Source organism: Planococcus maritimus (assembly GCF_001592825.1).
Classification (GTDB): Bacteria; Bacillota; Bacilli; order Bacillales_A; family Planococcaceae; genus Planococcus; species Planococcus maritimus_C.
In genome coordinates this window covers 15574-41110 of sequence record NZ_LTZG01000032.1, presented here as the reverse complement: position 1 = coordinate 41110, position 25537 = coordinate 15574, and the positions used below count along the sequence as shown (strand labels likewise).

At 48.1% G+C, this 25537-nt stretch carries 24 protein-coding genes and 2 riboswitches; of the genes, 17 read left to right on the top strand and 7 right to left on the bottom strand.

Annotated features, from left to right (window positions below; genetic code table 11):
* Window positions 1-124 precede the first annotated feature (124 nt).
* Both AY633_RS12475 and AY633_RS12470 read left to right on the top strand, forming a co-directional pair.
* Window positions 125-3289, top strand: a complete 3165-nt coding sequence (locus AY633_RS12475; RefSeq protein ID WP_068488633.1) for a hypothetical protein — start codon at window positions 125-127, stop codon at window positions 3287-3289.
* A gap of 306 nt (window positions 3290-3595) precedes the next feature.
* Window positions 3596-4552: a siderophore ABC transporter substrate-binding protein gene (locus AY633_RS12470; RefSeq protein WP_068488632.1), complete on the top strand. Its 957-nt coding sequence runs from the start codon at window positions 3596-3598 to the stop codon at window positions 4550-4552.
* 167 nt (window positions 4553-4719) lie between these two features.
* On the opposite strand, the gene AY633_RS12465 is transcribed toward AY633_RS12470, so the two are convergent.
* On the bottom strand, window positions 4720-5463 hold the full coding sequence (locus AY633_RS12465) for an alpha/beta hydrolase (RefSeq protein ID WP_068488631.1): 744 nt from the start codon (window positions 5461-5463) through the stop codon (window positions 4720-4722).
* A 120-nt stretch (window positions 5464-5583) separates the two neighbouring features.
* Here AY633_RS12465 and AY633_RS12460 point away from each other — a divergent pair, with 120 nt between their 5' ends.
* The 10 genes from AY633_RS12460 to AY633_RS12410 all read left to right on the top strand — a co-directional run bounded on the left by AY633_RS12460 (window position 5584) and on the right by AY633_RS12410 (window position 14574).
* Window positions 5584-5982: a PaaI family thioesterase gene (locus AY633_RS12460; protein ID WP_068488630.1), complete on the top strand. Its 399-nt coding sequence runs from the start codon at window positions 5584-5586 to the stop codon at window positions 5980-5982.
* A gap of 142 nt (window positions 5983-6124) precedes the next feature.
* Window positions 6125-6598 (top strand): MarR family winged helix-turn-helix transcriptional regulator, encoded by a 474-nt coding sequence (locus tag AY633_RS12455; protein ID WP_068488629.1) that lies wholly within the window; start codon window positions 6125-6127, stop codon window positions 6596-6598.
* Window positions 6595-7578: a ring-cleaving dioxygenase gene (locus AY633_RS12450; protein WP_068488628.1), complete on the top strand. Its 984-nt coding sequence runs from the start codon at window positions 6595-6597 to the stop codon at window positions 7576-7578. The genes AY633_RS12455 and AY633_RS12450 overlap by 4 nt, the downstream gene beginning before the upstream one ends.
* Before the next feature lie 149 nt (window positions 7579-7727).
* On the top strand, window positions 7728-8027 hold the full coding sequence (locus tag AY633_RS12445; RefSeq protein WP_068488627.1) for a TIGR04104 family putative zinc finger protein: 300 nt from the start codon (window positions 7728-7730) through the stop codon (window positions 8025-8027).
* Between the two features lie 110 nt (window positions 8028-8137).
* Window positions 8138-8268: riboswitch (FMN riboswitch) on the top strand.
* Between the two features lie 107 nt (window positions 8269-8375).
* Window positions 8376-8506, top strand: a riboswitch (FMN riboswitch).
* Window positions 8507-8605: 99 nt separating this feature from the next.
* Entirely contained in the window at window positions 8606-9688 is a 1083-nt protein-coding gene (gene ribD, locus AY633_RS12440) for a bifunctional diaminohydroxyphosphoribosylaminopyrimidine deaminase/5-amino-6-(5-phosphoribosylamino)uracil reductase RibD (protein WP_082799242.1), read from the top strand.
* A gap of 5 nt (window positions 9689-9693) precedes the next feature.
* A complete protein-coding gene (gene ribE / locus AY633_RS12435; RefSeq protein WP_068488626.1) occupies window positions 9694-10329 on the top strand; it encodes a riboflavin synthase in 636 nt (211 codons plus the stop codon).
* A 12-nt stretch (window positions 10330-10341) separates the two neighbouring features.
* Window positions 10342-11532: a bifunctional 3,4-dihydroxy-2-butanone-4-phosphate synthase/GTP cyclohydrolase II gene (locus tag AY633_RS12430; RefSeq protein ID WP_068460209.1), complete on the top strand. Its 1191-nt coding sequence runs from the start codon at window positions 10342-10344 to the stop codon at window positions 11530-11532.
* A 12-nt stretch (window positions 11533-11544) separates the two neighbouring features.
* Window positions 11545-12012: a 6,7-dimethyl-8-ribityllumazine synthase gene (gene ribH, locus AY633_RS12425; RefSeq protein ID WP_068488625.1), complete on the top strand. Its 468-nt coding sequence runs from the start codon at window positions 11545-11547 to the stop codon at window positions 12010-12012.
* 547 nt (window positions 12013-12559) lie between these two features.
* The gene (locus AY633_RS12415) at window positions 12560-12832 is read left to right on the top strand and encodes a DUF4212 domain-containing protein (protein WP_068460214.1); all 273 of its coding nucleotides are present in this window, start codon (window positions 12560-12562) and stop codon (window positions 12830-12832) included.
* A 62-nt stretch (window positions 12833-12894) separates the two neighbouring features.
* Window positions 12895-14574, top strand: a complete 1680-nt coding sequence (locus AY633_RS12410; RefSeq protein ID WP_068488623.1) for a sodium:solute symporter family protein — start codon at window positions 12895-12897, stop codon at window positions 14572-14574.
* Between the two features lie 44 nt (window positions 14575-14618).
* Here the strand turns inward: AY633_RS12410 and AY633_RS12405 are convergent, their stop codons facing one another.
* Together AY633_RS12405 and AY633_RS12400 are read right to left on the bottom strand one after the other, a co-directional pair.
* Complete coding sequence (locus AY633_RS12405; RefSeq protein WP_068488622.1) at window positions 14619-15665, bottom strand: bifunctional glycosyltransferase family 2/GtrA family protein; 1047 nt, start codon at window positions 15663-15665, stop codon at window positions 14619-14621.
* A 158-nt stretch (window positions 15666-15823) separates the two neighbouring features.
* A complete protein-coding gene (locus tag AY633_RS12400) occupies window positions 15824-16381 on the bottom strand; it encodes a M15 family metallopeptidase (protein ID WP_068488621.1) in 558 nt (185 codons plus the stop codon).
* Window positions 16382-16484: 103 nt separating this feature from the next.
* On the opposite strand from AY633_RS12400, the gene nfsA reads away from it, so the two are divergent.
* Together nfsA and AY633_RS12390 are read left to right on the top strand one after the other, a co-directional pair.
* Window positions 16485-17216 (top strand): oxygen-insensitive NADPH nitroreductase, encoded by a 732-nt coding sequence (gene nfsA, locus AY633_RS12395; protein WP_068488620.1) that lies wholly within the window; start codon window positions 16485-16487, stop codon window positions 17214-17216.
* 46 nt (window positions 17217-17262) lie between these two features.
* Window positions 17263-17877: an NAD(P)-dependent oxidoreductase gene (locus AY633_RS12390; protein ID WP_068460224.1), complete on the top strand. Its 615-nt coding sequence runs from the start codon at window positions 17263-17265 to the stop codon at window positions 17875-17877.
* A 48-nt stretch (window positions 17878-17925) separates the two neighbouring features.
* On the opposite strand, the gene AY633_RS12385 is transcribed toward AY633_RS12390, so the two are convergent.
* The 4 genes from AY633_RS12385 to AY633_RS12370 form a co-directional block, all read right to left on the bottom strand.
* Window positions 17926-18867: an ABC transporter permease gene (locus AY633_RS12385; RefSeq protein ID WP_068488619.1), complete on the bottom strand. Its 942-nt coding sequence runs from the start codon at window positions 18865-18867 to the stop codon at window positions 17926-17928.
* On the bottom strand, window positions 18845-19768 hold the full coding sequence (locus tag AY633_RS12380) for an ABC transporter ATP-binding protein (protein ID WP_068488618.1): 924 nt from the start codon (window positions 19766-19768) through the stop codon (window positions 18845-18847). The genes AY633_RS12385 and AY633_RS12380 overlap by 23 nt, the downstream gene beginning before the upstream one ends.
* 863 nt (window positions 19769-20631) lie before the next feature.
* Window positions 20632-20886, bottom strand: coding sequence for a hypothetical protein (locus AY633_RS12375; protein ID WP_068460230.1), 255 nt, complete (start codon window positions 20884-20886; stop codon window positions 20632-20634).
* Window positions 20883-22040, bottom strand: a complete 1158-nt coding sequence (locus AY633_RS12370; protein ID WP_068488617.1) for a class I SAM-dependent methyltransferase — start codon at window positions 22038-22040, stop codon at window positions 20883-20885. Before AY633_RS12370 ends, AY633_RS12375 begins: the two co-directional genes overlap by 4 nt.
* Window positions 22041-22193: 153 nt before the next feature.
* Here AY633_RS12370 and AY633_RS12365 point away from each other — a divergent pair, with 153 nt between their 5' ends.
* From AY633_RS12365 to AY633_RS12355, 3 genes are all read left to right on the top strand, one after another.
* Window positions 22194-23828 carry an AMP-binding protein gene (locus tag AY633_RS12365; protein WP_068488616.1) on the top strand — a complete coding sequence of 545 codons (1635 nt, stop codon included), beginning with the start codon at window positions 22194-22196 and terminating at the stop codon, window positions 23826-23828.
* Window positions 23829-24019: 191 nt separating this feature from the next.
* Window positions 24020-24634 (top strand): NAD(P)H:quinone oxidoreductase, encoded by a 615-nt coding sequence (wrbA, locus tag AY633_RS12360; protein ID WP_068488615.1) that lies wholly within the window; start codon window positions 24020-24022, stop codon window positions 24632-24634.
* Window positions 24635-24778: 144 nt separating this feature from the next.
* Window positions 24779-25438, top strand: coding sequence for a ZIP family transporter (locus tag AY633_RS12355; protein WP_313903516.1), 660 nt, complete (start codon window positions 24779-24781; stop codon window positions 25436-25438).
* The last annotated feature ends 99 nt before the right edge of the window (window positions 25439-25537 follow it).

The window sequence follows — 25537 nt, the reverse complement described above, 5'->3', positions numbered from 1 at the left end:
TGAAGCTGAAGAATAGCAAAAAGATGTGGAAGCTTTCACAGTTTAGCAATATTTTCTATTTAAACAAAATCTTTATACTATATAATAACTGTAAATGGAGTTTATAGGAGTAGGAGGAATCAACATGAAAAAAACAACCATCAGCATAGCTCTTATCGTGCTGTTGTTCCTTTCGCCATTCATCTTTTGGCTGTTGCAGGGGAAAGAGCCTTTGAACGTGGCAATTATCGACAAAACGGTCCCTTCTGAGGAGTACCGCGAACATAAGGGGCTGACGTGGGTGTTGAACCATCAACGTTACGCCAAAGAGGATGAATCGGACTATCTCGCAGATACGGATTATTTTGGTTTTATGCCGGATGAAGCCGAAAAGGATTATGAGATTCGCGGCGTTGAAGAAATGGGGTCCGGCTATGATTTGATTTATTTAGCCGACACTTACGGTGTATATGAAGACGATCTCCCTTGGCAAGAAGCAGAAGGAGAACGTTCCGAGCTCATCTATGGCGGCTTGGAAATGGCTGAATGGCAGATGATTAAGCAGCGAGTGCTGGACGAGGGCAGTGATTTAGTTGTCGAGTTCAATACGTTTGCTTCTCCGACAGATGCTGCGGTCAGCGCAGATATGGGAGAATTCCTGGGGCTTAAATGGAGCGGCTGGAGCGGTCGTTATTTCCCTGACTTAGCGGAAGGAGCGGAAGTGCCGGAATGGATTGTCCAGAACTATGAGCAAGGCGATGAGGAATGGCGATTCACAGGCGGAGGCTTCGTGCTCGTCGAAGACGCCAGTGGCGAAGTCGTGGTGCTGTCTGAAGAGCGGGGAGATATCGAAAATGCAGGCCTTCAAGTGAAATTCACGGAGCTTGGGCAAACGGCATTTGATCTTGAAGAAAGCCCAACATTCGATTATTGGTTTGATATCAACGAAGCCCAAGGTGAGACGGAAGTGCTTGCTGAGTACGAATGGTCACTTAACGAACAAGGCCAAGAGGCGCTTTCTGAACGCGGGATTCCTGATAATTTCCCGGCGGTTCTGAACGCGCCTGTGAATGAATCGAATGTTTATTACTTCGCCGGCGACTTTGTCGATATCGAGGATGTGCCGTCTTTCTACCAATACGGCGGGCTGTCGAAAATGAAAGATTGGTTGTCATTTGGCGGCTCTGACAGCTTCTATTGGAAAACCTATGTTCCGATGATGGAGACGATTCTTGCTGACAGTGCAGAAAAGCAACGAGACACGGAAGAACGCGTATCGGTTGCTGCTGAAAAAGACGGCATTTCTTATCCATCCCGTGTGAATGGTGAACAATTTGAAGTGTTCGAAGATGGCGAATGGAAGGACTTTACGGTCAAAGGCGTCAATATGGGCATGGCCAAACCCGGCACTTTCCCGGGCGAAGCCGCGATTTCCCGCGAAGAATACGACCGCTGGTTCAAAGAGATCGGCGAAATGAACGCCAACGCTATCCGTGTCTATACGCTTCATCCGCCTGCTTTTTATAAAGCATTGACCCAATACAATAAAACAGCGGAAACGCCACTGTATTTGTATCACGGCGTATGGATTGACGAAGAGCCGCTCGAAGAAACTTTAGATGCCTTCACGCCTGAAATTACAGAGCGTTTCCAGCAGGAAATGAAAAAAGTGGCCGATGCAGTCCATGGAGACGCTCAAGTGGAGGAAGAACCGGGCCATGCATCCGGAAACTATACGGCTGACATTTCTGACTATGTGATCGGCTGGATGATCGGCATCGAGTGGTATCCTTTTACGGTAGATGAAATGGATAAGAAATATCCGGATCTCGGTGATTTTTCAGGAACCTTCATCGAGACTGAAGACGCCAACCCGATGGAGCATTGGATTGCGCAACAGCTGGATGAATTGGCTGTCTATGAATATGAAGCATACGAAAGCATGCGCCCACTTAGCTTTACGAACTGGGTAACGACAGACAATATCGATCAACCGGCAGAGCCAAGCGAACAGGAAGATATGGCTACGGTCGATCCGAACCACATCCGCACGAAGGGTGAATTAACGGAAGTGGGCATGTTCGCTTCTTATCACGTGTATCCATATTACCCGGATTTTCTTAATCTTGAGGAAAAATATACCGAATTTATCGACCACCGTGGCGAACGAAATAATTACGCAGGATATTTACGTGATCTGAATGAATCGCACGATATGCCATTGCTGATTGCCGAATTTGGCGTGCCGGCATCGAGAGGCATGACCCACAAAAACCCGTTCGGTTGGAACCAAGGCTTCATTTCCGAGAGTGAGCAAGGGGAAATCGCTAGCCGACTGTACGAAGATATCCTCGAAGAAGGCATGCTGGGTGGCTTAGTCTTCACGTGGCAAGACGAATGGTTTAAACGGACGTGGAACACGATGGAATACGACAATCCGAATGAGCGGCCGTTCTGGTCGAATGCCCAGACGAATGAGCAGCAATTCGGCTTGCTTAGCTTCGACCGCCACAAAGTGAAAGTGGATGGGGAAGACGATTGGCAGGAGGGGACCTTGCTGGACGAAAAAGAACAAGGTGCTTTGCGCTCGCTGTCGATGGATTCAGATGAACGCTATGTGTACGTTAAAGCAGAGTTCGATCCAAAGCAGGAATGGTGGAATGAAGACAGCCTTCGCCTTTACTTTAGCGTAAGGGAAAACGAAGGGATCGAAGTGGCAGAAGAGTTCTTGGCTGATTTTGAGCTTTCCATCAAAGGAAAGGAAGCGGCACTCAAAGTGGCAGGCGATTACGATACCTTCTATTATGACTATTACAATCGGTTGGAGATGATTCCAAAAGAGCCGGATATTGAAAACAACTTCCACCCGATGCGGTTAGCGTTGAACAAGGAATTCACGCGGCCAGACACTGGGGAAGTCTATCCTTTTGAATACTATGAAACCGGCGAACTGCGCTTTGGCATCGCCGACCCTGAAGACGAGCAATACGATTCTCTGAACGATTATTATTATTCAGAAGAAGAAGGGATTTTGGAAATAAGAATTCCTTGGATGCTATTGAATGCAAAAGACCCTGCGAAAAAAGAGTTCACGGGCGATTTGCAAAAGGATGGCATTGAAGCAAGCATGACAGTAAAAGGCATTAAAGCCGCAGCCGTGTTGGAGGATGCAAGTGGGAACCAATTAGAGTCAATGGGACTTAAGGACAGCAAGGTTTATTCTTGGGAAGCCTGGGAATTACCGGAGACACAAGAACGATTGAAAGAATCCTATTACATCCTGCAAGAAACTTTTAAAGATACTGAATGATAAAAAGACCCATTACTGGGCTGCGCCGAAACTGGCTCAGTTCAGTTTGGGTCTTTTTCAATTGAGTAATTCAAGAAAATAAAAGTCTTTCATTAGTTCATTCCACAATCAAATGAAAATAATTCTCATTTAGTTATTGAAAATGGTTTTTATTCTGCTATACTAATGAATGTAGTTAAGTGATAATGATTATCAGTATCAACGAATCATTTTGCTGCAAGTTTTCGAAAGTGGGAGAAGCAAGATTACATAATGCAAGGGATGTCTATCATCCACCAATTTCAACAGAAGAGGAGACGGTATAAAATGAAGAAATGGGCAATGGCAATTTTGGTGCTAGCGATGTTGGCGGTACTCGCAGCTTGTGGGGCAGAAGAAGAGGCAACCGATAGCCAAACGGCGGATGCACAAACGACAGAAGCGGAAACGATGACAGTGACGCACGAACTTGGTGAGACGGAAGTGCCGAAAAATCCAGAGAAAGTGGTTGTTTTTGACTTCGGAATTTTGGATACACTGGATCAATTGAGTGTAGAGTCTGTAGCAGGCGTTGCACAAGGTAATATCCCTACATATTTGGAGAAATATGAAGATACGGAGAAATACGAAAATATCGGCACATTGAAAGAAGCGGATTTTGAAGCGATTCATGCAATGGATCCAGACTTGATTATCATCTCCGGGCGCCAAGCAGAGATGTATAGCGAATTCAGCGAAATCGCCCCGACAATCCACTTGGGCGTAGACACAACGGATTATATGAGTTCCTTCACGACCAATATGGAAACGGTTGGAGAAATTTTTGGCAAGGAAGCAGAGGTTGAAGAAGAACTTACGGCTATCAATGAGCAAATCGAAGGCGTAAAAGAAAAAACTTCGACTTCTGATGAGAAAGGCTTGATTGTTTTAGCGAACGAAGGAAAAGTCAGTGCCTATGGCGCCGCGTCACGCTTCGGCATCATTCATGATGTATTCGGCGTGAAGCAAGCAGACGAAGGCATTGAAGCTTCTACACATGGCCAAAGCATCACGTATGAATACATTCTCGATACGAATCCGGATGTGATGTTTGTTGTCGACCGCAATGCAGCAGTCGGCAATGAGGCAAGCGCGAAAGATTCATTGGAAAATGAATTGGTACAGAAAACGAATGCTTACCAAAACGATAACATCATCTACTTGGATCCAGATTATTGGTACCTATCCGGTGGCGGGCTGCAGTCTGTCAGCGAAATGGTCAATGCCATCGAATCTGCATTTTAATCTCAAAGCCCTGGCGCTGCCAGGGCTTTTTGTTTGTTAAAGGAGAAACGGGTATGGAAGCTATTGCCGGTGGACAACAGCTTGTTCGCATCGGCAATGAGAAAAAAACAAAAGGACGGAAGGCGCAAATGCCTTCGGTCCTTTTGTTTTTGTAGGCGAATCATCGTTTATTCATACGTACGGAAAAAGTCCAGCGTCCCGTCAATAATCCGTTGTTGGTCGTGGTCCAGTGTCGCCACATGATAGCTGTCCGGCATTTCGACGATATCTTTTTCCTCAGATGCAATATGCTCGTAAATAAATTTGGAATTTCCGGGTGGTACCACATGGTCTTCCGGTGAGACGAATAGCAATGTCGGGCAATGAATGGCCGACAGATTCTTTTTGACCAGGTCCATGAAAGGCAAAATCTCTTTGACGGAAGCGACTGGGGTTTTGTCATAGGCAAGCTCGGTAACTCCCGGCTTTTTAATATCGGATCCGATAGCGTCCAAAAAACGCACATCCTGCAATTCCATGACGCCTTCCATATCCGGCACTTCGATAGCGGCGTTGATCAAGGCAATGCCACGGATTTCCGGATGGTTCTCCGCCATATAAAGCGCCAGTGTCCCGCCCATCGACAAGCCTGCAACAAATATCTTGTCGCAGCGTTCCATCAGCCACGCATAAGCTTCTTCGACAGAAGCGATCCAATCCTGATAGGTGCTCGTCTCCATGTCTTCGTAATGTGTGCCATGCCCTTTCAGGCGCGGGGCATAGATACTATAGCCTTGTTGTGAAAAAGCCTCCGCCAGCGGACGCATGCTTTGTGTTGTTCCGGTAAAACCGTGCGAGATGAGAATGCCGGTGTTGCCGCCTTCAAATATGAACGGTTCAGCTCCAGGGAGTATGTCAAACTCATGTGCCATTCAAAAACCTCCTTTTAGGTATCCTTAACTATTCGTTGCCATATGGAAAAATCCTGCCCCCTCGATTGCCTGAAAAGCAATGCTATAATAATGGGAATGTACCGAACTGGAGGGGATTTTGTGCGCAATGTACAGAACTATAGACAATTGATTGAGCAATTTGAGAATGGCCCTTATTTCCGGTTGCTTGGATTTCAAATTGATGGGGTAGAGTACGGCAAAGCGTCGCTGCGCTTAGAGAAAATAACCGCAAACGATAATATGCAAAACATGTTGCACGGCGGTGCAATCATGTCCGGCTTGGACATTGTCATGGGACTCGCTTCCCGGTCGCTTGGCAGTGACGCAGTTTCAACGATTCAAATGGAAGTGCGCTTTATCAAAAGCTTAGCTGAAGGAACCGCCATTTTCCAAGCGGAACTGCTGCATCAGACAAACAGCACGGCGATCCTGACAGGACGGGTTGTGAGCGATCGGGATGAATTATTGGCTCATAGTACCGGCACATTCAAATTATAACTGCCTAACTCCTTTTCGCAGATAGCGGAAGGGAGTTTTCAATGGGGGTAATTGGAAACCGTTTTCTTGACCCACTAGCTGGCGCTTGTTATAATTACTTTTAATTAAAGATATTTTAATTCAAAGTAAAGAGGTGGAACATATGGAGTTCTCCAACCAGAATTTAAAAGCTGTAACTGTGTTAATTCGCGCCGCAGATGCTATCCACGATGCCATCAAATGTGACGTGGCAGGGTACGGCTTGAATGCGACGGAATTCTCGGTACTCGAACTGCTCTATCACCAAGGACGCCAGCCGATACAGGCAATCGGCAAAAGGGTGCTGATTGCGAGCAGCAGCATCACCTATGTAGTCGATAAATTGGAACAAAAAGGCTATGTCGAACGGGAAGCGTGTAAGGAAGATCGGCGCGTGACCTATGCATTGTTGACAGACGGCGGGCAAGAATTGATGAAGCGAATCTTCCCGGAACATGAACGACAGATGGATACATTATTTGCGGGGCTTGAGACGGAAGAGGTAACGGCATTGATTGAGAAGTTGAAGAAAGTCGGTTATGAAGCACAAGAAAGCAATGAAGAGAAAATGGGAAATGATAAGGAGCGGTATGCATGAACGAATTGAAAGGGATTCACCACGTTACAGCGATTACGAGCAGCGCAGAAAAGAATTATGAATTTTTCACTTATGTATTAGGCATGAGATTGGTTAAGAAAACTGTAAACCAGGATGATATCCAAACGTATCACTTGTTTTTCGCTGATGATAAAGGCTCAGCCGGGACGGATATGACCTTCTTTGATTTTCCGGGCATTCCGAAAGGCACTCACGGCACGAACGAAATTTACAAAACGGCTTTTCGTGTGCCGACAGACGAAGCGCTTAGCTATTGGGAAAAGCGTTTTGACAAATACGAAGTGCAGCACAGTGCAATCACCGAGCAATTTGGCATCCAAACTTTGTCATTCACCGACTTTGATGACCAACAGTATATGCTCGTATCAGACGAACACAATACAGGGATAGAGTCTGGCACACCGTGGCAAGATGGCCCGGTCCCGCTCGAATTTGCCATCACTGGCCTCGGCCCAATTCATATTCGCATTGAGCGCTTCGATTATTTGAAAGAGGTATTGGAGAAGGCGATGCATATGCGTGAAATCGCTGAAGAAGGGCCGCTACATTTGTTCGAAATGGGCGAAGGCGGCAATGGAGCGCAAGTGATTGTCGAACATAACGCCGATTTACCAGCCGGCCAACAAGGCTTCGGTACGGTCCACCATGCTGCCTTCCGCGTAGCGGACCGGAAAGCACTGGATGAATGGATCAGCCATATGCAGAAAATCGGATTCTCAACGTCCGGCTATGTCGACCGTTTCTTCTTTGAGTCGCTGTATGCACGAGTCGCTCCTGGCCTATTATTCGAATGGGCAACGGATGGCCCCGGCTTTATGGGCGACGAGCCATACGAAACACTGGGCGAGAAACTGTCGCTGCCGCCATTTTTGGAGCCGAAACGAGAACAGATTGAATCCACCGTGCGCCCGATCGATACGGTGCGCAGTACACAAGCTATTGAAAAAGAATACCTATAAGAAATATTCGGCGCTGCTCATACGGGGCAGTGCTTTTTTATGTGAAAAAAAGGCGAGTGGCCAAAAATCTGAAATAATGGGACAATTTTGGGAACTTATCCCACTTCTCTTCGTATGTATAAATAACACGCGAAAAGGGGAGAAGAACGATGCCGAAATGCCAAAATTGCGGAACGACATGGACTTGGGTGCAGTGTGTTTGCCGACTGGTCACACTCGGGGATAGCTTGACTTGCCCATCTTGCATGCAAGATCAATTCTTAACGGTAAAAGCACGTAAAAAGACAAGTTTGTTTGTCTTTATTGCGCCTCTTCTCATGTTCATTTCCGTCGCTTTTGGCATTGAGCCGTTCGCTTCCCTTGCCTTATTCCTCGCAACTTTCCTAGTGGTTCTGGGCATCTTTCCGTTTTTGATCGAATTGACAGACGAACGCGGGCCGATGTGGTGAATAGTCCTTTGTCTAGTGTTTAACCGGGAAATGAACCAAAGCCCCTCAGATAGGGATTCTTTTCTGGACAGCTCATGAAGCTTGCGCTAAACTTACAGATAATCATCTATAGCGTTCTTCGGGGTCGGGTGAAATTCCCAATCGACGGTAACGGAGCAATCCGAAGCCCGTGAGCCTTTCGGGGCAGGATTTGGTGCAAGTCCAAAGCCGACAGTTAAAGTCTGGATGGGAGAAGAACCGTCAAACAGCCTACTAGCAATCGCTTAGGTTTCTTTGATATGCACTTTCAAGGCCCCTTTCTTTTATGAAAGGGGCCTTTTTTGCATACTGTGGATGATCAACTGAATAGTATTCCTTCGGGGTCGGGTGAAATTCCCAATCGACGGTAACGGAGCAATCCGAAGCCCGTGAGCCTTTCGGGGCAGGATTTGGTGAGAGTCCAAAGCCGACAGTTAAAGTCTGGATGGGAGAAGGAAGAACACGGAAATTATAGAGCAATCTATAGTTCTATTTCCTATTGTCTTCTAACCCATTGGTTTATCAATGGGTTTTTATTATGGTGTGAAAGGCGTGATCAAGTGGATGATCAGCAAATCATGAAGCAAGCTTTGGATTTGGCGCAATCAGCCGCCGGACAGACTTCGCCCAATCCGCTTGTCGGGTCGGTCATTGTCAAAGAGGGCCGGATTATCGGCATGGGCGCGCATCTGAAAGCGGGGCAGCCCCATGCAGAAATCCATGCGCTGAATATGGCAGGCGGTGAAGCGCAAGGCGCAGATTTGTATGTGACATTGGAGCCCTGCAGCCATCATGGCCGGACAGGCCCTTGCGCGGATGCGATTATTCGTGCCGGCATCCGCCGTGTCGTCGTCGCGGTGCTGGACCCGAACCCCCTCGTCTCAGGCCAAGGCATTCAAAAGCTTGAAGCTGCCGGGGTGATTGTAGAGACCGGTGTCTGCGAACAGCAAGCGGCGGAGTTGAACCGAATGTTCTTTACCTATATCCGCAAGAATCGGCCTTTTGTGACATTGAAACACGCCATTACCTTAGACGGCAAAATCACGGTAACCGGTGGCCGTTCGGAAAAAATTACAGGGCCGGATGTTCAGCAAGACGTTCATAAACTGCGCTTGCTGCACGACGCCATTTTGGTCGGTGCACAGACTGTCGCACTCGACAACCCCCGCTTGACCAATCGGTTTGCCGACTCCCCGAAGCAGCCGATCCGTGTCGTATTGGATCGCCAGTTGCGCATCCCGATAGAGAGCCACGTGATTCAAGTACCTGATGCCCCTACTTGGATTATTGTTGGATCAGGGGTGGATATCGATAGCCGCGGAGCTTTTCCAGAGCACGTCGAAATCCTGCAGCTGGATACGCCCGATGTAGACATTGCCTCAGCGTTGGAAGTGCTTGCTGCGCGCAAAGTTTTATCGGTACTGGTGGAAGGCGGCCAAAAAATCAACACCGCTTTCTTGCAAAGCGGTCAAGTAGATGAAATCGCAACGTATATCGCGCCAATCATTCTCGGCGACGAAGGAACGGTTTCCGTATTCGGTGATCTGCACGCCAGTTCAGCGTCGAACGGCGTCCGCTTGGAGACGCAGAAAGTTGAACGAATCGGAACGGATCTGAAGATCATCTCCACCTTAAAGGAGTGACACACATGTTTACAGGCATTATCGAAGAAAAGGGACAGCTCGCGGGCATTAAACGCGGCGCGTCCAGTATGGAAATGACGATACGTGCGCATGTCGTCTTAGAAGAAACAAAAATCGGCGACAGCATTTCAGTAGAAGGCGTGTGCTTAACCGTGACTTCAATGTCGAATGGCCGATTTACGGTGGATGTCATGCCGGAAACCTTTCACGGCACGACCCTTTCGTCATTAAGTACCTCTAGCCCCGTCAATCTCGAGCGGGCGATGGCGGCGAACGGCCGTTTTGGTGGGCATCTTGTCGCTGGCCATATCGACGGGGTCGGCAAAATCTTGCGCAAGCGCCCTCAGGAAAATGCATTGTATATCGATATAGCAGCACCCGCTGAATTGCTTGCACAGTCTATTGTCAAAGGGTCTATCGCGATCGATGGCGTCAGTTTGACGATTTTCGAGCTCAGCGAAAACCATTTGACCGTTTCGCTCATCCCCCATACAGCAGGGGAAACGACTTTAGGTAGCAAAAAAGTAGGCGATTCGGTCAATCTCGAAACCGATATGTTCGGGAAATACGTGCAGCGTTTTATGGAGCAGGCGCCAAAACAACCGATGAACGCCGAGTATTTGCGGCGCCACGGATTTTAAAGGAGCAAACCGATGCGAAATACAATCGAAGAAGCAGTAAAGGATTTGCAGGCAGGAAAAGTTGTGATTCTAGTAGATGACGAGTCCAGGGAAAATGAAGGCGATTTTGTTTGTCTCGCGGAGCATGCGACGCCTGAAAACATCAACTTTATGGCAACGCACGGCCGGGGGCTCATCTGCACGCCGGTCTCACCGGATATCGCCTTACGATTGAAACTCGATCAAATGGTCAGCCACAATACCGATCATCATGAAACGGCGTTTACTGTCAGTATTGACCATAAAGATGCCAAGACAGGAATCAGTGCATTTGAACGGTCGGACACCATTTTGAAGATGCTTGATACGAAAGCCGTGCCGCAAGATTTCAAACGGCCGGGACATGTTTTCCCACTCGTCGCGAAGTCAGGCGGCGTGTTCCAGCGCCAAGGTCATACAGAAGCATCCGTTGATTTGGCACGTCTATCCGGCAGTGAGCCGGCAGCGGTCATTTGCGAGATCATGAATGCGGATGGCACGATGTCGCGCATGCCTGATTTAGAAAAATTAGCGGATGCGCTGGAGTTGAAAATCATCACGATCGAGGACCTCTATGCGTATCGCGCGGAGAAAGACCCGATTCTCACAAGGGAATCGAGCGTACACATGCCGACAGATTTTGGCGAATTCCGGATGGTCGGCTATTCAAACCGGCTTGATACAGAAGAGCACGTTGCAATTGTAAAAGGCAATCCGGAATCAGTAGAAGCACCGATTGTGCGCATTCATTCCGAATGTTTGACGGGCGATATTTTCCACTCGCGCCGTTGCGATTGCGGGGCACAATTGGCCAAGTCACTCGAATTGATCGAACAGGCAGGAGCCGGCGTCGTCCTTTATATGAGACAGGAAGGGCGCGGCATCGGCTTGTTGAACAAGCTGAAAGCCTATGAATTGCAGGAACAAGGCTTGGACACTGTCGAAGCAAATGAACAGCTCGGCTTCCCTGCAGAGATGCGCGACTATACTTTATGTGCATTGATGCTGAAGGATCTCGGGGTGTCTCGGGTCCGGCTGTTGACGAATAATCCGGCTAAAACAGACGCATTGATTGAATACGGCATTGAAGTGGAAGAGCGGCTTGCGCTCATCATCCCGCCGACGGAAGACAATACGCAGTACATGAAAACGAAAAAACAACGCATGCATCATCTAATCGACTAAGGAGTGTTTATAATGGAAACAGTTTACGAAGCGAATTTGATCGGGTCGGATTTAAAAATAGGGATCGTTACAGGCAGGTTCAATGATTTCATCACCTCCCGCCTGTTGGACGGCGCCGTTGACGGTTTGGTGCGCCACGGCGTTAATAAAGATAATATCGATACCGCTTGGGTACCAGGGGCATTTGAATTGCCGCTTGTGGCAAAAAAAATGGCAGAAACGAAAAAATACGATGCCATCATCGCACTCGGCACGGTCATCCGCGGTTCTACGACACATTACGATTATGTCTGTAATGAAGCAGCGAAAGGCATCGCGCAAGCGGGCATGTCGACAGGCGTCCCAGTCATCTTCGGCGTCTTGACGACAGAGACGATCGAGCAGGCGATTGAACGAGCTGGCACGAAAGCGGGCAACAAAGGCTATGAAGCGGCGGTCTCCGCTGTCGAAATGGGCAATTTGATGAAAGCGTTCGACTGATGAAGAAAAGTAAGGCCGGTTCCAAATCGAGTCAATTAAAGTAGGGAAAGAGCTTGCATTCTTTATTGAATGCAGGCTCTTTTTAGTGCTAGCAATTAGATAACCTTGCCGTGCCATTTAGGATAGTGTTGAGTTCATGGCAAGTTTTATTTGAAGTTAAAGGCAATAGAGCATTGACAATTAACAGAAGTTTTAGAATAATGAAAAAAGATTGAGGTATTACCCTTAAATTGGAAAGAGAGGTGGCGCTATTCTGTCATAAGAGACGATCAAATATCGTCATACTTGAGAACGGTTACAAAAAAAGGAGTGAAGAGATGATCTGGGTCCTGTCGCTAAGCCTTATCACGATATTATCAGTGGTCGCAGGGTTAAGAAAGAAGAGGATAGTCTATTTTTTGGTCCCGTTAGTGTCAATTTTTGCATTCATGCTCATTAAAATCATTATGGTGCCTTTGCCGTTCACGGATACAGTCCGCTTTATTTTTCAGCTTAGGGGATAAGTGAAAATTAGCTGTCTTCAATACCGATAAAAGGGGTGGGAATATTGAGGAAGATCGATAAACGGGAGGCGGATTCTTATTTCCGGATTCGTACCATACTAATCACCATTTATTTGCTGATTGGCTTTACGGCATCTTTCGTCGTGGTGTTTTTCGCAGAACAACTGTCGGAATTCAGCTTTAATGGCATGCCGTTTCATTATTTTATGGGGGCACAAGGAGCTATCTTGATTTTCATTATCTTACTGTTTACGAACGCTATCATTAACGACCGTATCGATAAGAAGTTCGGGCTGGACCAGGACGAGAAGGAATAAAACGACGGATTTATGGATAAACGACCACAATAAGTTCCTGTATTGATAAAGGGGGAGAAGCAGTGGATTCACAATTTCTCGTATCGCTTTTAATGATCCTCGTTACTTTTGGGCTATATATCGGCATTGCCGTCTATAATATGGCCAGACAAACTTCTGATTTCTATGTAGCTGGCCGCAATGTGCCGGCGGTCTTTAACGGAATGGCCATCGGAGCCGACTGGATGAGTGCCGCTTCGTTTATTGGGCTCGCCGGAACGGTCATGCTGCTCGGTTATGACGGGCTTGCCTATATCATGGGGTGGACAGGCGGCTATTTGCTGCTGACCTTTCTATTGGCGCCGCAACTCCGTAAATCCGGCCGTTACACGGTCCCAGAGTTTATCGGTGACCGTTACAGCAGCAGCACGGCACGGTTGATTGCCGCTGTCGCCACCATCATTATCAGCTTTACTTATTCCATCGGCCAGCTCTCAGGTTCTGGCGTGGTTATCGGAAGGCTGCTTGAAGTACATACAGCTGTAGGGACGATCATCGGTGTAGTCTTGATCGCATTTTACTCAGCGCTTGGCGGCATGAAAGGGATCACTTGGACGCAAGTAGCACAGTACTTGGTGCTGATTATTGCTTATTTGATCCCAGTTATTTTCATGTCCTTGCAACTGACAAATAACCCCATTCCGTGGATGTCTTACGGACAAATTGTAGGCGAGTTACAGCAGCTCGATGCACAGTTGGGCATTTCTGAATACGTAGTGCCGTTTACGGAAGCGACCAAATGGCAATTTCTCGCGTTGATGTTCACCTTGATGGCTGGAACAGCGGGGCTGCCACACGTAATCGTCCGTTTCTATACGGTTTCTACGATGAAAGCGGCTCGTTGGAGCGGGGCCTGGGCGCTGTTGTTCATTGGCTTGCTTTACTTGTCCGCTCCAGCCTACGCAGCATTTTCACGATTCATCTTAATGACCCAAGTGGCGGGTTCATCGATTGCCGATTTGCCGGCATGGACAGCATCTTGGGTGAACACCGGGTCTTTATCGGTGGCAGATACCAATGCGGATGGAATTCTGCAATGGGAAGAAATCGTCATCAGCAACGATATCGTCGTCATGGCGACGCCCGAAATCGCCAATTTGGGGATTTTCGTGATTGGATTGATGGCAGCCGGTGCCATGGCAGCTGCGCTTTCGACTGCAGGCGGATTGATGATCGCCATTTCCGCCGCTTTATCGCAAGACATTTATTATCGTTCCATCAATCCTGAAGCAACGGAAAGCCAACGCCTGCTAGTCGGCCGAGCCTCGATCATCATCGCGACTGTAGCGGCAGGGCTTGTGGCATTGAATCCGCCTGGTGCAATTACGCAAATTGTGGCGTGGGCGTTCGCTCTTGCATCGGGAACGTTTTTCCCGGCACTCATCCTCGGGGTATGGTGGAAACGGGCAAACGGGCCAGGCGTCATAGCTGGCATGCTGATTGGCTTAAGCGTGACCTTGACGTATATTTTTGCCGCGAAATATGGAGGCTTCACGATTCTCGGCATTATCGATACAGGGGCTGGAGTGTTTGGCGCTGCCGCTGCGATCATCGCCATTATCGTGGTGTCGTTAGCCACTAAAGCACCATCAAAGGAAATTCAGGAAGAAGTGATGGACTTGCGTTATCCGGAAGGCATGACGTATAAAGACGGTGAAGTTTGGCGCACCGATCCGGCTGAGAAAAAACGCCCGGATCATTGAAAAAAGAGCGGAAGCCCAGGCTTCCGCTCTTTTTTATTGGGGGATTATTCTTTCCGGAACACCCAAGCGCGCTGGGCGATAAAGCCAAAGATGAATAGCACCGTATCGACCATCACTTTCAAAATGACTTCTCCACGGCCGAGCCATTCCGCGTACAGGAAGTGGACGGAGGCGGCGGAAACGCCCATGATGAAGGCGGCCAATATATAGTAGCGCAGCAAGGATCGTTTGGAGCCTTGTTTAAAGACCTTGTTGCGGTTGACGTAATAATTGAACAGGGAAGACAAAACGCGTGCTGCTATCGTTGCAATAATGATGAACGCTTCCGGAGACTCGTCGCGTAATAGCTGGACGAACAGCCAGAACAGGGCGATATCGAGCCCGAAAGAAGCGGCGCCTGATATCCCATAAAAGATAAAGATCTTGTAAATGTGGTAAGAGTCACGCAAGGGGTGAAAATGGGACGATTTATTATCATCCAGATAAACCGTTTCGATCGTCACTTCCGACACGGGGATGTAATTTTTCTTTAACGCCGCGAGCATATTCATTTCATATTCAAAACGTTCCCCGAGCACATCGAGAAGCCTGGGCAAGAATTTTACGGGAATGCCGCGCAGGCCGGTTTGCGTATCCGTCAAGTCAGCGCCAGTCGATAAGCGGAACAAAAGCCGCGTGAACCGGTTGCCAAAGCGGCTGCGAAACGGAATGCCCGGCTGCTTGAAATCCCGGGCACCGAGAACGACATGGTTTGGCGAAGCTTCCAGTTCATTGGCGATTTTGACCATATCCGATACCAGGTGCTGCCCATCCGCATCGGCGGTGATGATGGCTTCAATCGGCAATTGATGGTTGAGGATGTAGTGGAACACGGTTTTAAGCGCGCGCCCTTTTCCTTGATTAACCGCATGAGTCAATAAAGTCACTTGAGGCAGCTTTTCGATTTCCTCGAAAAAACCTTCATAGGCGGGACCGCTGCCGTCATTCACGACGATGATCCGGGAAAAGCCGGCTGAAATTGCTTCTTCGATTGTACGTTTACAAGGCTCTTCCGGTTTATAGGCCGGAATGACAATGGCATATGGTTTCACAGGCAACCTCTTTCCATTTCTGGCATCCAGAAATAAGATACTGGCATAAGTTTCTATCTTTATATAACAACATTACCCCAATTACGGTCCGTTAGTCGTGCCTTTCAAGAATTCCTGTCTGCTTTTAGCAAGAATCGCTTTCTGGGTCCACAAGTAGGCTAATCGGCAACAACATCTTCCGGGCGATAGCCATCCTGTAACTGGCGGATCGACAAGCCGAAATCCATTTGAAGATGGGGATAATCTTTAAAGCCCATCCAATCGCCGCCCCATTCAAAGCCGAGCTCTTTAGCGATATCCGCTACTTCAAACCAATCGGGACGGCCATTTGCGTTGCCGTCGCGCTGAATATCCCAGACGACCGAGCCATCCGGCAGGCGCAGCGCAAAGTCGATGGCGAGCCCATAATTGTGATAGGATTGGCCACCTTCGGCATAAGTGACGACTTGTCCGGCCCGTGTCCGGCCTTGTGCGTGGATCTGATTTTGTTCTTCAACGGAACGAAAGCCATCGGTAATAAGAATTTCGATGCCGGCATCATCTGCAAGTGCGATCAGTTGATCTCGCTTGGATGCGACGATGGGGTGCAGCCCGTCTGGCAGTGGCCGAGCAGCACGCTCGCTACGCTCATCGATTTCGCGTTCGATCCAAATGAACAAAAAGACACCGACGATGAAAAGGAATAGCAAGGAAAAGACGGTGCGCAATGTTTTCAAGTCAGTTCACCTCATAGCTTGATTGTAGCAAAAATCCTGAAGCAAGTATCCGACAGAAGTTTTTGGTACGATAGGGGAAACAGATTTTTTGGAGGGATACATAATGGTCATTGAATTAATGAAATCCCATGCGTCGGTCCGCGATTACAAAGACCAGCCATTGACGCGTGCACAAGTTCACGAATTGGTCGAAGCGGCACAATATGCAGCGACGTCCCATTTTGTTCAAGCCTATTCAATCGTTTGGGTGACAGATGAAGACAAACGCAAACGCCTCGGCGAGCTGTCGAAAAATCCGAAACAGATGGAAGGGGCAGGAGCCGTTTTCCTAATGTGCGCCGATTACAACCGGTTGGGGCATGCGGCAAAATTGCAAGGGGAAGACATTGTCTTCGACCAGGCCGAGAACTTGCTGGTTGCAGTGACGGATGTCGGTTTGCTCGCGCAGAACTTGGCACTGGCTGCTGAATCCAAAGGCTATGGCATCTGCTATATCGGCGGGGTGCGCAACAATATGGAAGAAATCAGTGAACTGGTCGGTTTGCCTGAGGGCGTTTTCCCCGTTTACGGACTGACCGTGGGCGTGCCGAACGAAGCCAATGAAGTCAAACCGCGCCTTCCTGTAGAAGCCGTGCTTCATGAAAATGAATACGATGAAGCAAAGTATGCAGACATTTTACCAGCTTACGATGAAACGATCATGGCTTATTACGCTGCTCGTTCAAACAATCAAAAAACCGCTAAATGGAGCGAACAGATGGCGACATTTTTAAACAAGCCACATCGTCCGGACTTGAAAGACGTATTGGCCAAGCGTGGCTACCTATTTAAGTAAGCTTAGATAAACGAACAACTGGAATGTTGGAGGAGGTTGAAGAGCAATGAAAATCGCGTTATTTGGAGCAACTGGAAGAGTTGGCAGATACGTTTTGAACATGGCACTTCGTGATGGCCACGAAGTAAAGGCTTTGGTCCGAAGAGCGGACCTTGAACCGCACTCGAATTTGGACGTAATTGTCGGCAATGTCCGCAATGAAGATGATATTCAGCGGACTTTAGAAGGGGCGGATGCGGTCATCAGTGCAATTGGTACCGACCGCACAACCACTTTGTCCGAAGCCACGCCGCTCATCGTCAAAGCGATGGAAGCACAAGGCATACGGCGCATCATCACCATCGGGACTGCTGGCATTTTGAACAGCCGCTTAAGCCCCGGGCTGCTCCGTTATCAGGGTGGCGATTCGAAGCGCCAATTGACCTTTGCGGCAGAAGAGCATGAAAAAGCTTATCTCTCTTTAGAACAAAGTGATCTGGACTGGACGATTGTGTGCCCGACTTATTTGCCCGACGGCGAACCAAAAGGCTATTTCCGTTTTGAAGAAAATTATTTGCCAGAAGACGGCAAGGAAATAACGGCTGGCGATACGGCATTATTCGCTTACGAGCAATTAGACTCGGATGATTTCTTGAAAAGCCGTGTCGGCATTGCATATTGAATAACAAAACCCCTTGAACTGTGAAGAGTTCAAGGGGTTTTGTACGTATCAGGCAGTGACGTCGCGTTTAGAGAATGTCCAATAACTGATCAGCATGAAGATTAGGAAATAGACAGCTAAAACAATAAGCGACATGGTCATCGTGATGTCCGAGATAGGCATGAAGCCTGTATAAAATTGCGTCAAATCGGTATGCGTGAACAAATAGTATTTGACGATTTCAAAGTCCTGCAACAAGAAGACGAGTTGCACGCCGACAAACATCAGGAAAATCGACACGCCGATCGCAAGCGAGCTGGAGCGGAAAACTGTCCCGAGCATAAACGCAAAAGTTCCGATCATCCAAGTGCTGGCCAAGCTGAGTGCGGATAGTTTCAATGCCTCGGCCCAATAAGAGCCTTCGACAACTTCCGATCCGTTCCACACGAGGAATACGCCGTCGCCGGTTCCAAAGAAAATCCAGCTGAATAACGCGATCGATACGAAAGTAAGGATGGCAAACACCAATCCGAACAACATGGTCGTAATATATTTAGATGTAAGTATTTTCCATCTATTGACAGGGCGAGTCAGTAGCATCTTGATCGTCCCTTGTGAAAATTCCGCAGCGACGATTCCGGCGCCGACAATGACCGTAAACAAAGTAACAAGCGACAGCATCATATGGCCGTCAAGCACTTGCTGCTGCAAGCTTTCGATTTTAAAAGGCGCGGCATCATTTGCCAAGCGGTATTCTGCAATAGCAGCTTGCCCTTCATAATACTCTTGTTGGGCTGGGGCCATGTCCGAATTCTGTAATTGATCCTGGTACATCATCATGTCCATCGTCGCCATTTCCTGCCAATCGCTTTCCGGTGCAGGGGAGGTCGATTCGATCCATTTCGTAATGCCGGCATTTGCCAATAAAATCACAATAAGCAAGACAGCCATAATCCATGTCGCTTTTTTACTCCATAATTTCATCCATTCATTTTGTATGAGCTTGAGCAATTTCGCCGCCTCCAGTCATTTCAAGGAATTGATCTTCTAAGGTTGTGCGGTGAGGCTGGACAGCGTACAAATCGACGCCCGCAGCAGTGAGCAGCTTGATGGCGCCCGGGATATGTTCCGCTTCGGTATCGATTAAATAGCCATTTTCATGAGGATGTACGGTAAAACCGATTTCCTCAAGCACTTGTTTGGCTTGTTCGGCAGGCTTCGCTTCTATGTAATAACGGGATTGCTGGTGTTCGTTGACATTTTTGATGTCGATCAATTCACCATTTTGAATAATGGCGATACGGTCGCACAATAATTCAATCTCCGACAAGAGATGGCTGGAGACGAAAATAGCCACATCGTTTTCACGAGCCACTTTGCGCAAATACATGCGGAATTCGCGAATGCCTGCAGGATCCAGGCCGTTTGTCGGCTCATCCAAAATCAAGAACTCCGGATTGTTGAGGAGTGCCTGTGCCAGGCCAAGGCGTTGGCGCATGCCGAGTGAATAAGATCCCACTTTTTCCTTGATGCGGTTTTGCATGCCGACTTGCTGAATTACTTCGTCGATGCGGGCTTTGGTCACGCCTTTATGCATGCGTGCGAAATGCAGGAGATTTTTGTAGCCGGACATGAATTTATACATTTCCGGATTTTCGACAATAACGCCGACTTTCTCGATACTTTCCTCAAAATCAGTACGTATCGACTTGCCGCCAATCACGATGTCGCCTTGCGAGGGTTTCATCAATCCGACCATCATCCGAATCGTTGTCGTCTTGCCGGCCCCGTTCGGCCCCAAAAACCCGGTAATTTCTCCTTTATGGAGATCCAAGTTCAAGTCCTTGATGATTTGCTTTTTGCCGATTGTTTTGGAGAGCTTGCGTATCTCGACAATTTTTTCATTGCTCATGTGAGCCACCTTCTTTCCATTTTGCTTCCTTCAGTACTAACGATTCATTTCCCGGAAAGTTTCAGTTTTCTGGAAATCCGGCAGGCTTAACGATTGTTTAAGAAAAAGGTACAAAAACAACGGAAAAGTGAGTTCGGCTTCCAGGATGAATTTTAGGCAACACAGTAAATACTCATAGTATGTGTTCACATTTTTCACCAAATATATCTTTAGAAAAAACTCAGGATCTCGCTTGTCGTTTATCGCAAGGCAGTGACTATCAACACATAACCCAAATCGAATCCCGAAACAGTTTAGCAGGCAAACTCTCACTAGCTGTTCCACACGTCTCCCAAGAAGCGATTCCCCCACTAGCCGGCAACTTTATGCAGAAGCAGAGCGGATTAAACACCCAAATCAACGAAATGTTCTAGCCGACCAGCGCCAAGGGTGAGCCGACGCAATAAGACAAGCGTCCTTCTTGGCTTATTGCAAAAGGCCAACCCAAAGCCGGGCGGCGACTAGCAAGGTGAAGCCCGAATCGAATGCAGAAACATTTCGACACGCAAACCCTCGCTATCCTCATACACGCTCAAACTAGGAAGCGATTCCCCTGCTAGCCGGCAACTTTAGACAGAAGTCGACCCAATTAAACAAACCTGCATCAAAGAAATCTCTAAGCTGCCCAGCGCCAAGGGTGAGCCGACGCAATAAGACAAGCGTCTTTCTTGGCTTATTGCAAAAGGCCAACCCAAAGCCGGGCGGCGACTAGCAAGATGAAGGCCAGTTGGAACGCAACAATATCTCCACAAACAAACTCCCATTATAAGAACGAAAAAAAGAAACCAATGCTGAGCATTGATTCCTTCCATACGTATCTGAAGTCAGAGCCCCAGCACGAAGAATGCCAGGAAAATGGTGACAATCACCAAAGTATTAGTAATCAGAGAAGTCCGCTTGCTGACAGGTTCATCAAGTGCAGGGAAGCGCTCGACTAGGCGGATGCCTCCATAAATCAGCACCATCAACAAGACCAATGTCACCACGAGCGGCATATCGTAAACACGCACATCGATAAAGCGGATGAAAATGACCGAGAAAGCCAGGATCATGCCATTGACTAAATTTTTTCGTTTCATAGGAGCTCCTTCAATTCGTTTTCAAGAAACGGCTTAGCGTTCAACAATTTAGTGAATTCCCGGTAACGTTCCAATTGCCCCACTGCCGGTTTTTTATTTGTCCGGTAAGCGCGGATCAGGATGTTTTTCGGCGTATGCTCCATATCGATAAATTCCATCAATTGGGTTTCATAGCCGACCAAAGACAAAAGTTCTGCGCGAATCGAATCGGTCGCAAGTGCGCTAAAGCGTTCTTTGACCAATCCGTGCTGGAGCATGACATCGAGTGGCGATGCTTGGATCTGGCTATTGAGCTCATGCTGGCAGCAAGGCACGCTCAAGATGACACCGGCGTTCCATTTGACGGCGCGGGCGAGTGCCATATCGGTTGCGACGTCACAGGCATGCAACGTCACGACCATATCGACTGCGGTATCTTGGTCATAATCATTGATGTCGCCGACTAGGAATTCCAGTTGTTGATAGTCAAGGTCGCGGGCAATGTTTTGGCAGTCCTCGATAACGCTTTTTTTCAAGTCCAAACCGGTGACGCGAAGGTCCAAGCCTTTTTCAATGCGCAGATAATGGTACAGCGCGAAGGTCAGGTAGGATTTGCCGGAGCCAAAATCGAGTATGCGAATCGGGCGGTCTTTTGGCAAATGCTCGAGGGCATCATCGATAAATTCGATAAAGCGGTTGATCTGGCGGAATTTATCGTATTTTTGTTTTTTGACTTTGCCGTCTGGCGACTGGACGCCGAGGCGCACGAGGAATGGGTAAGAAATACCGTCCTCAAGCAAGTAGGACTTCTTGCGGTTATGGGACAAATCGGCGGCAGCACGGGCATCGGCTTCAGATTTATAGCTCACTTTGAACTTCTTGGTCAACTGGACCTGGACTTTTTCGTCAGTGAATTGAAACAAACCTTGGCGAAATTCGGTGAACAATTGTTTAAGCACTTCGGCTGCCTGTTCGATTGTCAGGTTTTGATGTTTCAAGATCTGTTCATATTGGTATTCGAACTGGATGCGGTAGCCTTCTTTCAGTTCGACAGGTTTCAGTTTGATGCGCTTCAATTCATTCGATTTCTGGCGCGGCTGGCTGATGGTCGCATTGACAAGGGCGCGATTTTGCAGTTTTTCGGCAAGCTGTGCGTGCATAGTTTGGAGTTCCATGGAAAATCCCTTCCGTCTTTATGATAGCCTCATTTTAGCACGGCTGGCAGTCCGCTGCGACTTCATAGGCTGGAAAAGGCGCTTTCCTTTTATTTGGAATTTTGCGATAATAAAAAATGGGATGAAAACGTTTTCAACTAGGGGGCAGGAAAAATGATCATCAATCAAACAGTAGGGGAAATTGTAAGGGAGCAGGCGAAGAAATTTCCGGAAACGGAAGCATATGTCTATCCGGAACGCGGCATTCGTAAAACCTATGCCGAATTTGACCAAGAGACGGATCGATTGGCCAAAGCGTTCATGGGCCTCGGGATTGAAAAAGGCGAGCACATCGCCATTTGGTCTGACAATAAACGCGAATGGCTGCTTAGCCAGTATGCGACCGGCAAGATGGGGGGAGTGCTCGTCACCGTCAATACGAGCTACCAGGCGAATGAACTGGAATACTTGCTGAAGCAATCAGATTCCACGACCTTGATTTTAGGGGAAGAATTCAAAGGAACCAATTATATTGATGTATTGAACCAAGTATGCCCAGAATTGGCCGACTCCGAAAAAGGGCAACTCGATTCGCCAAAGCTGCCGCATTTAAAGCGCATCATCGTCATGAGCGAAAACAGCTATCCAGGAATTTACACATGGAGTGAGTTCGAAGCGTTCGCGGAAGAAGTACAGGACGCACAGCTAGAACAGCGCTTTCATTCAATGGAACCGGATGAAGTCATCAATATCCAGTACACGTCCGGGACGACTGGCTTTCCAAAGGGTGTCATGCTGACGCATCGCAATGTTGTCAATAACGGGCGCTTGGTCGGCGATATGATGAATTTGGATGAAACCGACCGCTTGTGCATCCCAGTGCCGTTTTTCCATTGTTTTGGCTGCGTGCTTGGAACGCTGGCGGCGGTCACGCATGGCACTACGATGGTCATCGCTGAGCAGTTCGAGCCGAAGCGCATTTTGCAAATGGTACAAGATGAAAAATGTACCGCGCTTCATGGCGTGCCGACCATGTTCATCGCAGAACTCAATCACCCGGAATTCGACTCGTTCGATACGTCCACTTTGCGCACCGGCATTATGGCAGGGTCAACGTGCCCGATCGAAGTGATGAAGAAAGTCATCAGTGATATGGGGGCGAATGAAATCACCATCGCTTACGGCCAAACGGAATCATCGCCAGTCATCACGCAAACCGGCAAGGACGATGCCATCGAAAAACGCGTTGCGACAGTTGGCAAACCGCACGACGATGTGGAAGTGAAAATCATCGACCCCGTGACAGGCGAACAAGTCGTCAAAGGCATGCCAGGCGAATTGTGCACACGCGGCTACTTGATCATGAAAGGCTATTATAAAAACGAAGACGCGACGAAAGAGGCAATCGACCCTGACGGCTGGCTTCATACCGGAGACATCGCGGTAGAAGATGAAGATGGCTATATCTCGATTACCGGGCGCATTAAAGACATGGTGATACGTGGAGGGGAGAATATCTACCCGCGGGAAATTGAGGAATTTTTGTATCAGCATCCGTCGGTCCAAGACGTTCAAGTTGTTGGAGTGCCAGATCCGAAGTACGGGGAAGAGCTGATGGCTTGGGTCATCTTAAAAGAAGGCGAAACACTTGTGCCGGAAGAATTGCGTGCTTATTGCAAAGGCAAAATCGCCCATCATAAAATTCCGCGCTATGTAGAATTTATTGAAGAGTACCCAATGACCGCTTCAGGGAAAATCCAGAAGTTCAAGCTTCGGGAAATGTCGGAAGAAATCGCAGAGAAAATTTAATAAGCAAAAAACCAGATGACCGCACTTGTCATCTGGTTTTTTGTTGGAGTGAAACAGCCCGGTTATTATTTTGAAATTCCGAAAAAAGTTTAGCTTTTCCGCAAATAGGGCACACAAGTGATAGAAGTTATCTTGAAAGTAGGATATTTTATCCAAGCCACGGAGCATATTGATAAAGGAGAGGTTATGACATGAGCAATGTAAAATTAGCAATCATCTATTATAGCTCGACCGGTACCAATTACCAGATGGCACAATGGGCAGAAACGTCTGCCAAAGAAGCGGGTGCAGAAGTCAAAGTGGCGAAAGTGAAAGAAAATGCGCCGATGGAAGCGATTGAATCGAATCCAGCCTGGAAAGCGCATTATGAGGCGACACAGGACGTGCCGGAAGCTGATACTGATTTGCTCGAATGGGCAGATGCCATTATCTTCAGTGTGCCGACCCGCTTTGGCCACGTCTCTTCCCAAGTGCAGCAATTCCTGGATACAACAGGCGGTCTATGGGCGCAAGGAAAGCTCGCAAACAAAGTGGTAAGCGCGATGTCTTCTGCACAAAACCCTCACGGTGGCCAGGAAGCGACCGTACTCGCGGTTTACACGACGATGCATCATTGGGGAGCGATTATCGCGGCTCCGGGTTATACGGACGAATCACTATTTAAAGCGGGAGGAAACCCTTACGGCACAAGCGTCAGCGTTGACCAAGACGGCAATATGGTCGAAGATGTGGAAGACGCCGTCGCCTACCAAGCGAAGCGGACGGTGAAAGTTGCTGGATGGGTTAAAGATGGCTTGAACGGGTAATTGACAACTACATGCCAAAAGCAAGCTGGCAGATGGGCGAATGAATGCGCCTGTCTGCTTTTTTAGTGGAGGAGGGGTATCTTGGAGTGGCTTAGCTTCTTGTTTGTCATAGGATTTATTCTGATCCATCTATTCTCAAAAAACATGAAATTTTTGAGAGCTGTACCGCGCAGTCGCTTCCTGTCCATAGCAGGCGGCGTTTCCGTTGCCTATGTATTTTTGCACTTGCTGCCTGAGCTGGGTGAATTCCAGGAAGCGGTCCATAAAGAATTTGGCGCGCCCGGTGAAGGGTTCTTGAGCAATCATATTTACCTTGCTGCCATGGTTGGGCTTGTGCTGTTTTACGGGTTGGAGCAAATGGTGAAGAATTCGAAACGCAAGACAGCAGAAGGTCAATCTACAGCAGGCGTTTTCTGGATCCACATCGCTTCTTTCGCCATTTACAACGGGGTCATCGGCTATTTGATGATTCGTGAGGAGTTCGAAGGGATGGTCGGGATGTCCCTGTTCTTCATTGCGCTCGGCGTTCATTTCATCACGAATGATAAAGGCCTAAGGGCGGCGCATAAAGGCGAATATGACCGATATGGCAGATGGCTTCTTGCTGCAGCCATCGCAGCCGGTTGGGCAATCGGCTGGTTGACGGAAGTTCACGAATTGATCATTGCGTTTCTCATGGCTTTGATTGCGGGCGGTATTATCCTGAACGTGTTGAAAGAAGAATTGCCGGAAGAGCGGGAAAGCAGTTTGGGCGCTTTTGTCGCCGGGCTGTCGGTCTATTCGATTTTGTTATTATTTTTGTAAATAAAAAAGAGGCGATTTTTTAAAAAGAGGAATAAGGTTTCAAAAAACGGGTAAAGTGTTAGATAATGGGTCACGTGCGCACTCCTCGCGTTGGTGTCG